The 9145-nt window shown below is 76.1% G+C and carries 3 protein-coding genes; all 3 read left to right on the top strand.

Annotation, left to right across the window (positions count from 1 at the left end; translation table 11 throughout):
• Window positions 1–1153: beta-ketoacyl reductase (locus MRQ36_RS32620; protein WP_242801667.1), on the top strand; the 1153-nt coding region annotated here is incomplete at its 5' end.
• Entirely contained in the window at window positions 1153–4737 is a 3585-nt protein-coding gene (locus tag MRQ36_RS32615; protein ID WP_242801665.1) for a type I polyketide synthase, read from the top strand. The genes MRQ36_RS32620 and MRQ36_RS32615, both read left to right, overlap by 1 nt.
• On the top strand, window positions 4734–9145 hold a 4412-nt coding region (locus MRQ36_RS32610; protein ID WP_242801669.1), incomplete at its 3' end, for a type I polyketide synthase. The genes MRQ36_RS32615 and MRQ36_RS32610, both read left to right, overlap by 4 nt.

Genomic DNA, 9145 nt, shown 5'->3' with positions numbered 1-9145 from the left:
CGAACTCGGCGCCCAGGTCACCATCGCCGCCTGCGACGTCGCCGACGCCGACGACCTCGCCGCCGTACTCGCCGCGATCCCCGCCGACGAGCCGCTGACCGCCGTGGTGCACGCGGCCGGGATCACCCAACCGGAGATCCCCGTCGCTGACCTCACCCCGGACGTCCTCGCCCCGATCCTCCGGGTCAAGGTCGACGGCGCCCGCAACCTGGACGCGCTCACCGCCGACCTCCCGCTCGACGCCTTCGTCCTGTTCTCCTCCGGCGCCGGCACCTGGGGCGACAGCGGCAAGGGCGGGTACGCCGCCGCCAACGCCCACCTCGACGCGCTCGCCCACCAGCGGCGCAGCCAGGGCCGGACCGCCACCTCCGTCGCCTGGGGCGCCTGGGGCGGCGGCGGCATGGTCGAAGGAGAGGTGGCCGATCTGCTCACCCGCCGGGGCGTACGACTGATGCGCCCCGACGCGGCGGTACGGGCGCTCGCGGTCGCCGTCGGCGCCGGGGAGCCCGCCGTCGCGGTGGCCTCCCTCGACCTGTCCCGCTTCCTGCCGCTCTACACGATGACCCGCCCCCGACGGCTGGTCGACCAGCTCTGGGCGGGCACGGCGGACCGCGACGGCGGCGCGGCACCGGAGGCCGGGCCGGCGACCGGGGAGAACCCCCTCGCGGCGCGGCTGGCCGGCCAGTCCGCCGAGGAGCAGGAGGCGGCGCTGACCGCCGTCATCCGGCGCGAGGTCGCGGCCGTGCTCAAGGCCGACCGGCCGGAGGACGTCCCGCCCCGGCGGGCGTTCAAGGAACTGGGCTTCGACTCGCTCACCGCGCTGGAGTTCCGCAACCGGCTGGCCACCGCCACCGGGCTGCGGCTGCCCGCCACGCTGGTCTTCGACCACCCGACGCCGGCCACCCTGGCCCGGCACCTGCGCGGCGAGCTCACCGGCGGCACCCGGACCCTGCTGGCCGAACTGGACCGCTTCGAGGCGGACCTGTCGGCCCTGCCGGACGGCGACCCGACCCGCGCGGACGTGGTGGAACGCCTCCGCGCCCTGCTGCGGCGGGCCGAACCGGCCGCCGCCGTCGAGGAGTCCCACGACGACCTCAGCACGGCCACCGACGACGAGATCTTCGAACTGATCGACCGGGAGTTGGGCATCTGATGAGCGGCGGCGCGAACGAGGAACGGCTCCGGGAATACCTGAACCGGGTCACCGCGGACCTGCGGACCACCCGACGGCGGGTCCGGGAGCTGGAGGAGAAGACCCGCGAACCCATCGCGATCGTCTCGATGAGCTGCCGCTACCCGGGTGGGGTGCAGACCCCCGAGGCGTACTGGGAGCTGATCGCCGCCGGCGCCGACCTCGTCGGCGACCTGCCCACCGACCGGGGCTGGGACGTCGACGGGCTCTACCACCCCGACCCCGACCACCCGGGCACCAGCTACACCCGGCACGGCGCGTTCCTCCGCGACGCCGCCGCGTTCGACGCCGACTTCTTCGGCATCTCACCCCGCGAGGCCCTGGCCATGGACCCCCAGCAGCGGCTGCTGCTGGAGACCGCGTGGGAGGCGTTCGAACGCGCCGGCATCGACGTGGACACGCTGCGCGGGTCGCGCTCCGGCGTCTTCGTCGGCGCCAGCAACCAGGGGTACGCCTCGGCCGTCGGCACCGCCCCCGAGGGCGTCGAGGGGCACCTGCTCACCGGTGGCTCCGGCGCCGTGCTCTCCGGCCGCATCGCGTACGCCCTCGGCCTGGAGGGGCCCGCCGTCACCGTCGACACGATGTGCTCGTCCGCACTGGTGGCGGTGCACCTGGCCGTGCAGGCGCTGCGCGCCGACGAGTGCTCCCTGGCGGTGGCCGCCGGCGCGACCGTGATGGCCACCCCGCGCAACTTCGTCGAGTTCAGCCGGCAGGGCGGCCTGGCGGTCGACGGCCGGTGCAAGCCGTTCTCCGCGGACGCGGACGGCACCGGCTGGGGCGAGGGCGTCAACGTCCTGCTGCTGGAACGGCTCAGCGACGCCCAGCGCAACGGCCACCGGGTGCTCGCCGTCATCAAGGGCAGCGCGGTCAACCAGGACGGCGCGTCGAACGGCCTGACCGCGCCGAACGGCCCCGCCCAGCAGCGGGTCATCCGGGCCGCCCTGGCCAGCGCCGGCCTCGCCACCGCCGACGTCGACGTCGTGGAGGCGCACGGCACCGGCACCGCGCTCGGCGACCCGATCGAGGCACAGGCGCTGCTCGCCACGTACGGGCAGGGACGTGGCGACGGCGAGCCGCTGTGGCTCGGGTCGGTGAAGTCCAACATCGGCCACACCCAGGCCGCCGCCGGCATCGCCGGCATCATGAAGATGGTCCTCGCCATGCGGCACGGGGTGCTGCCCCGGTCGCTGCACGCCGACCGACCGTCCACCCTGGTCGACTGGTCGGCCGGCGCGGTGGCACTGCTCGCCGAGAACCGCGGCTGGCCGTCCGTCGACCGGCCCCGCCGGGCGGGCGTGTCCGCGTTTGGCGCCAGCGGCACCAACGCCCACGTGATCGTGGAGCAGGCCCCGGCCGCCGAACCCTCGGACGACCAGCCGGCCGCCGCGCCCGTACCGCTGCCGGTGGTGCCGTGGGTGCTGGCGGCGAAGTCGCCGGCCGCCCTCGCGGCGCAGGCGGCCGGGCTGGCCTCTGCCGTGCCGGGCTCGGCCGTCGACGTGGCGTTCTCGCTCGCCACGACCCGGTCGGCGTTGGCCCGTCGGGCGGTGGTGCTGGGCGCGGACACGGACGAGTTGCGGTCGGGTCTGGCGTCGCTGGTGGAGGGCGTGCCGAGCGCCGGGGTGCTGTCCGGGACGGCCCGGGACGGGTTGACCGCGTTCGTGTTCTCGGGCCAGGGTGGCCAGCGGCTCTGCATGGGCCGCGACCTGGCCGCCGCGTTCCCGGTCTTCGAGTCGGCGCTGTCCGAGGTGTGCGCGCAGTTCGACACTCTGCTGGACCGTCCGCTGCGTGAGGTGATCGATTCCGCCGCCGACGACCTGGGTCGGACCGGTTGGGCGCAGCCGGCGTTGTTCGCGGTCGAGGTGGCGCTGTTCCGGCTCCTGGAGTCGTGGGGTGTCACCCCGGACTATCTGATCGGTCACTCGATCGGTGAGCTGGCTGCCGCGCACGTGGCGGGCGTGTTGGATCTGGCGGACGCGTGTCGTCTGGTGGCGGCGCGGGCGTCGTTGATGCAGGCGTTGCCGTCGGGTGGTGCGATGTGGGCGGTCCGCGCGACCGTGGACGAGGTGACCCCGCTGCTGGTCGACGGCGCGTCGATCGCGGCGGTCAGCGCACCCGGCCAGGTGGTCGTGTCCGGGACCCGGGAAGCCGTGGAGCAGGTCGCGGCCGGACTGGCCGACCGGCAGGGCCGCTGGTTGACGGTGAGTCACGCGTTCCACTCGGCGCTGATGGACCCGATGCTCGCCGAGTTCACCCGGATCGCCGGCACGGTGGAGCTGCGGAAGCCGCGCATCCCGATCGTCTCCACCCTCACCGGGGAACCGGTGCCGGAGTTCACCCCGGCCTACTGGGCGGACCAGGTACGCGGGACCGTCGCCTTCGGCGCGGCGGTCGGCACGGCACACGAGCTGGGCGTCGTCCGGTTCGTGGAACTCGGCCCCGACGCCGGTCTCGTCGGCGCGATCGAGGAGACCGCCGAGGACGCCCTCGCCGTACCGCTGCTGCACCGCCGGCAGGCCGAACCGACCACCGCCGTGACCGCCCTGGCCCGGCTCTGGGCCGACGGCGGCACCGTCGACTGGGCGGCGTTCTTCGCCCCCACCGGCGCACACGCCGTCGACCTGCCCACCTACCCGTTCCAGCGAAACCGGTACTGGCTGGCGGAAGCGGACCGGACCGACCCCGTCGACGCCGAGTTCTGGGCCGCCGCCGACGACCCGGCGATGCTCGCCGACGCGCTCCACGTCGACCAGGACACCCCGCTGCACGCCGTCGTGCCGGCCCTGCGCGAGTGGCGCCACCGGCGCCGCGCCCGGGCCACCCTCGACTCGTGGCGCTACCGCCTCGACTGGACGCCGGTCACCGACCGCACTCCGCGCCGCCTCACCGGACGATGGCTGCTGGTCACCGCCGCCGGCCCGGACCACGACCCCACCGCACCCGCCGCGCACGCCGACGACGACCCGACCGGAACCGTCGCGCCCGCCGACCACGACCTCGTCGGGACCCTCGCGGACGCGCTCACCGCCGCCGGCGCCGACGTCACCCGGATCGCGCTCACCGACGACCTGGACCGGGCCGGCGTCGCCGACCTCCTCGCCGGGTATCCCGACGCGGTCGGCGTGCTCTCCCTGCTGGCCCTCGACGAGCGCCCGCACCCCGCACAGCCCACGCTCACCACCGGCCTCGCCGCCACCCTCCTGCTCGCCCAGGCCGTCACCGACCACGACACGGCCGTCCCGCTCTGGGTCTGCACCCGCGGTGCCGTCGCCACCGGCGCCGGCGACCCCACCCACCCGGGACAGAGCCCCACCTGGGGCATCGGCCTCGGCATGAGCCTCGAACACCCCGACCGCTGGGGCGGAACGATCGACCTGCCGGTGACCGTCGGCCCCGCCGACGCCACCCGGGTCGCCGCCGCGCTGGCCGCCACCGACGGCGAGGACCAGCTCGCCGTCCGGGCCGGCGACACCCTCGTCCGGCAGCTCCGGCGGCACCGGCGACCGGCCGGGACGGCGGGACGTGGCGTACCGGCGGGGCGGCGCTGATCACCGGGGGGACCGGGGGACTGGGTGCGCACACCGCCCGCTGGCTGGCCACCGCCGGCGTCGAGCACCTCGTGCTGACCAACCGGCGCGGCGCGGACGCCCCCGGCGCCCGGGAACTGGTCGCCGAACTCACCGCCCTCGGCCCCCGGGTCACCGTCGCCGCGTGCGACGTCACCGACGCCGACGCCCTCGCCCGGCTCGTCGCCGACGTCGAGGCCGACGGCCCGCCGATCCGTACCGTCGTGCACAGCGCCGGGACCGGGCTGCTGGCCCCGCTCGCCGGCACCGACCTGGCCGGGTTCGCGGCCGGCGTACACGTGAAGCTGGCCGGGACGGCGAACCTGGACCGGCTCTTCGACCGCGCGGACCTCGACGCCTTCGTCCTCTACTCGTCCGTCGCCGCCGTCTGGGGCGCCGCCGACCACGCCGCGTACGCGGCCGGCAACGCCTACCTCGACGCGGTCACCCGCGCCCGACGGGCCCGCGGCCTGGCCGGCACCACCATCGCCTGGGGCATCTGGTCCGGCGGCGGCATGGGCCGGGACGTCGACGCCGCCGACCTCAAGTGGCGGGGCCTGCCCTTCATGGCGCCCGACGTGGCGATCGCCGGCCTGCGCGCCGCCCTCGCCGACGACGAGGAGTTCCTCACCGTCGCCGACGTCGACTGGGAGCGGTTCGTCCCGGTCTTCACCGCCGCCCGCCCGCGCCCGCTCCTCGACGACGTGCCGGAGGTCCGCGCCGTACTCGACCGGGAGGCGTCGCCCGCAGTCGCCGATCCGCTCGCCGACCGGCTCCGTACCCTCTCCGCGCCGGACCGCGACGCGGCCCTGCGGGACCTGGTGCGCCAGCAGGTCGCGGCCGTCCTCGGCCGGTCCGACGCGGACGGCATCGACGACACCCGGCCGTTCCGGGACCTCGGGTTCGACTCGCTGCTCGCCGTCGGGCTGCGCAACGCCCTCGGCGCGGCCACCGGCCTGAAGCTCGCCACCACCCTCGTCTTCGACTACCCGACCGTCGGCCGGCTGGCCGAGCACCTGCACACCACCCTCTTCGGCGCGGCGCAGCCCGCCGCCGCCGACCCCACCGCCCCCGCCACCGGTGACCCCGACGACCACGCCGTCGCCATCGTCGGCATGGGCTGCCGGTTCCCGGGTGACGTCGCCGGCCCCGAGGAACTGTGGCGACTGCTGCGCGCCGGGCAGGACGCCGTCGGCGAGTTCCCCGACGGGCGGGGCTGGCACCTCGACGAGCTCTACAGCCCCGACCCCGACGCCGAGGGAAAGGTGACCGTCCGCACCGGCGGCTTCGTCCACGACGCCGGCCACTTCGACCCCGCGTTCTTCGGCATCTCGCCCCGCGAGGCCGTCGCCATGGATCCGCAGCAGCGGCTGCTGCTGGAGACCTCCTGGGAGGCCATCGAGCACGGCCGGATCGACCCCGCCGACCTGCGCGGCAGCAGCTGCGGCGTCTTCGTCGGCGCCGCCCACAGCGGCTACGGCAGCGACCTGCGGCACCTGCCCGAGGGCACCGAGGGACACCTGGTCACCGGCACCGTCACCAGCATCGCCTCCGGCCGGATCGCCTACACCCTCGGCCTCGAAGGACCCGCCGTCACCCTCGACACCGGCTGCTCCTCCGCACTCGTCGCGCTGCACCTCGCCGTCCGGGCGCTGCGCTCCGGCGAGTGCGCGTACGCGCTGGCCGGGGCCGCCTCGGTGGTCTCCTCACCGCTCGGCTTCCTCGGCTTCAGCCGGCAGCGCGGACTGGCCGCCGACGGCCGGTGCAAGGCGTTCGCCGAGGACGCCGACGGGATGGGCTTCGCCGAGGGTGCCGGCATGCTGCTGCTGGAACGCCTGTCAGACGCCCGCCGCAACGGCCACCGCGTCCTTGCCGTCATCCGGGGCAGCGCGGTGAACCAGGACGGCGCGTCCAACGGCCTGACCGCCCCGAACGGGCCCGCGCAGCAGCGGGTGATCCGGGCCGCCCTGGCCGACGCCGGGCTGACCACGTCCGAGGTGGACGCGGTGGAGGCGCACGGCACCGGCACGCCGCTGGGCGACCCGATCGAGGCGCAGGCGCTGCTGGCCACGTACGGGCAGGACCGGGACGCCGACCGGCCGCTCTGGCTGGGGTCGGTGAAGTCCAACATCGGGCACACCCAGATCGCCGCCGGAGCCGCCGGCCTGATGAAGATCGTCCTCGCGCTGCGGCACCAGCTGCTGCCCCGCACCCTGCACGTGGCGCAGCCGTCGTCCCGGATCGACTGGTCGGCCGGTGCGGTACGGCTGCTGGCCGAGGAGCACGAGTGGCCGGCCATCCCGGGCCGGCCCCGCCGGGCGGGCGTCTCCTCGTTCGGGGTCAGCGGCACCAACGCCCACGTCATCGTGGAGGAGGCCCCGGCGCAGGAGCCGGCGCAGCCCGCTCCGGTGTCGACCGGGCCGGTGCCGTGGCTGCTCTCCGGCCGGTCCGTGGCGGCGCTGCGCGCCCGGGCCACCGAGTTGGTCGACCTGTCGGCCGATCCGGTGGACGTCGGGTGGTCGTTGTTGACGTCGCGGTCGTCGTTCGAGCACCGGGCCGTGGTGCTCGACGGTGACGCCGCCGGTTTGGCGGCGGTCGCCGACGGGGTGCCGGCCGACGGTGTGGTGTCGGGTGTGGTGTCCGGCTCCCCGGGTCGGGTGGTGCTGGTGTTCCCGGGGCAGGGGGCGCAGTGGGCCGGCATGGGCGTGGAGCTGGCGGCCGCGTCGCCGGTGTTCGCGGCGCGGTTGGCCGAGTGTGAGACGGCGCTGTCGGAGTTCGTGGACTGGTCGTTGACGGCGGTGCTGCGGGGGGACGCGGATGCGCCGTCGTTGGACCGGGTGGATGTGGTGCAGCCGGCGTCGTGGGCGGTGATGGTGTCCCTGGCGGCGGCGTGGGAGTCGTTCGGGGTGCGGCCGGCGGCGGTGGTGGGTCACTCGCAGGGTGAGATCGCGGCGGCCTGCGTCGCCGGGGCGCTCTCGCTGACCGACGGCGCCCGGGTGATCGCCCTGCGGTCGCGACTGCTGGCCGGCCTGGCCGGCAGTGGCGGCATGGCGGCGCTCGGACTGCCCCCGGCCGAGGCCGAGGAACTGCTGACCGGCTTCGACGGCGTGTACGTGGCGGCCGTGAACGGCCCCCGCTCCGTGGTGCTCTCCGGTGACCGGGCCGCCCTCGACCGGGTCGGCGCCGAGTGCGCGCGCCGGGAGATCCGGTTCCGCCTCGTCCCGGTGGACTACGCGTCGCACTCCCCGGCCGTCGACGACGTGCTGACCGAACTGCGCCGGGAGGTAGCCGCCGTCCGACCGCAGACCCCCCGGGTGCCGCTGCTCTCCACGGTCACCGGCGACTGGGTCCGGGACGCGAGCCTCGACGCCGACTACTGGTGCGCCAACCTGCGCCGGCCGGTCCGGTTCGCCGACGCCGTACGGACCCTCGCCGCCGAAGGCTTCGGCACGTACGTGGAGGCGTCCCCGCACCCGGTGCTGACCGCAGCCGTCGAGGAGACCCTGGACGGCCACGACGGCTGCGTGGTCGGGTCGCTGCGCCGCGACGACGGCGGCCCCCGGCGGTTCCTGCTCTCCCTGGCCGAGGCGTGGGTCCGCGGCGCGGCCGTGGACTGGACGGCGGCCTTCCCGGCCGTCGGCGCCCGCACCGTCGACCTGCCCACCTACCCGTTCCAACGCCAGCACTACTGGCTGACCGCGCCGGCCGGCACCGCCGAGGACCGCCCCGGCGACCCGGCCGACGCCGAGTTCTGGGCCGCCGTCGAACGCGACGACCCGGCGGCCCTGGCCGCCACCCTCGGCATCGACGCCGCCGACTCGCCGCTGCCGCAGCTCCTGCCGGTGCTCGCCGACTGGCGGCAGCGCCGCCGGCAGGCCTCCACCATGGACTCGTGGCGGTACGACGTCACCTGGCGACCGGTCACCGCCGCCGCGCCGCGCCTCGACGACACCACGTGGCTGCTGCTCCTGCCGGAGGGCGACCCGGCCGGCGCACCCGACCCGTGGTCCACCCACCTGCGCCGGCAGCTCGAAGACCTCGGCGCCCGGGTGCACCAGCTGACCGTCACCGGGGACCGCGCCACCCTGGCCGAGCGGCTGCGGGCCGAGGCCGACGGCTGTGCCGGCGTCCTGTCCCTGCTGGCGCTCGGCGGGCGGCCCCACCTCGACCCGGCGGTGACCGTCGTCCAGGCCCTCGGCGACGCGGGGAGCACCGCGCCGCTGTGGTGCCTGACCCGAGGCGCGGTCACCGTCGGGCCCGCCGACGCCACCGTCGACCCCGACCAGGCCCAGCTCTGGGGCCTGGGCCGGATCGCCGCGATGGAGTACCCGCACCGGATCGGCGGCCTGGTCGACCTACCGGCCACCCCCGACGACCGCGCCGCGCAGCG

The organism is Micromonospora sp. R77 (assembly GCF_022747945.1).
Classification (GTDB): Bacteria; Actinomycetota; Actinomycetes; order Mycobacteriales; family Micromonosporaceae; genus Micromonospora.
The sequence above is the reverse complement of the archived record's forward strand: the minus strand, read 5'-3'. Positions and strand labels throughout refer to the sequence as shown.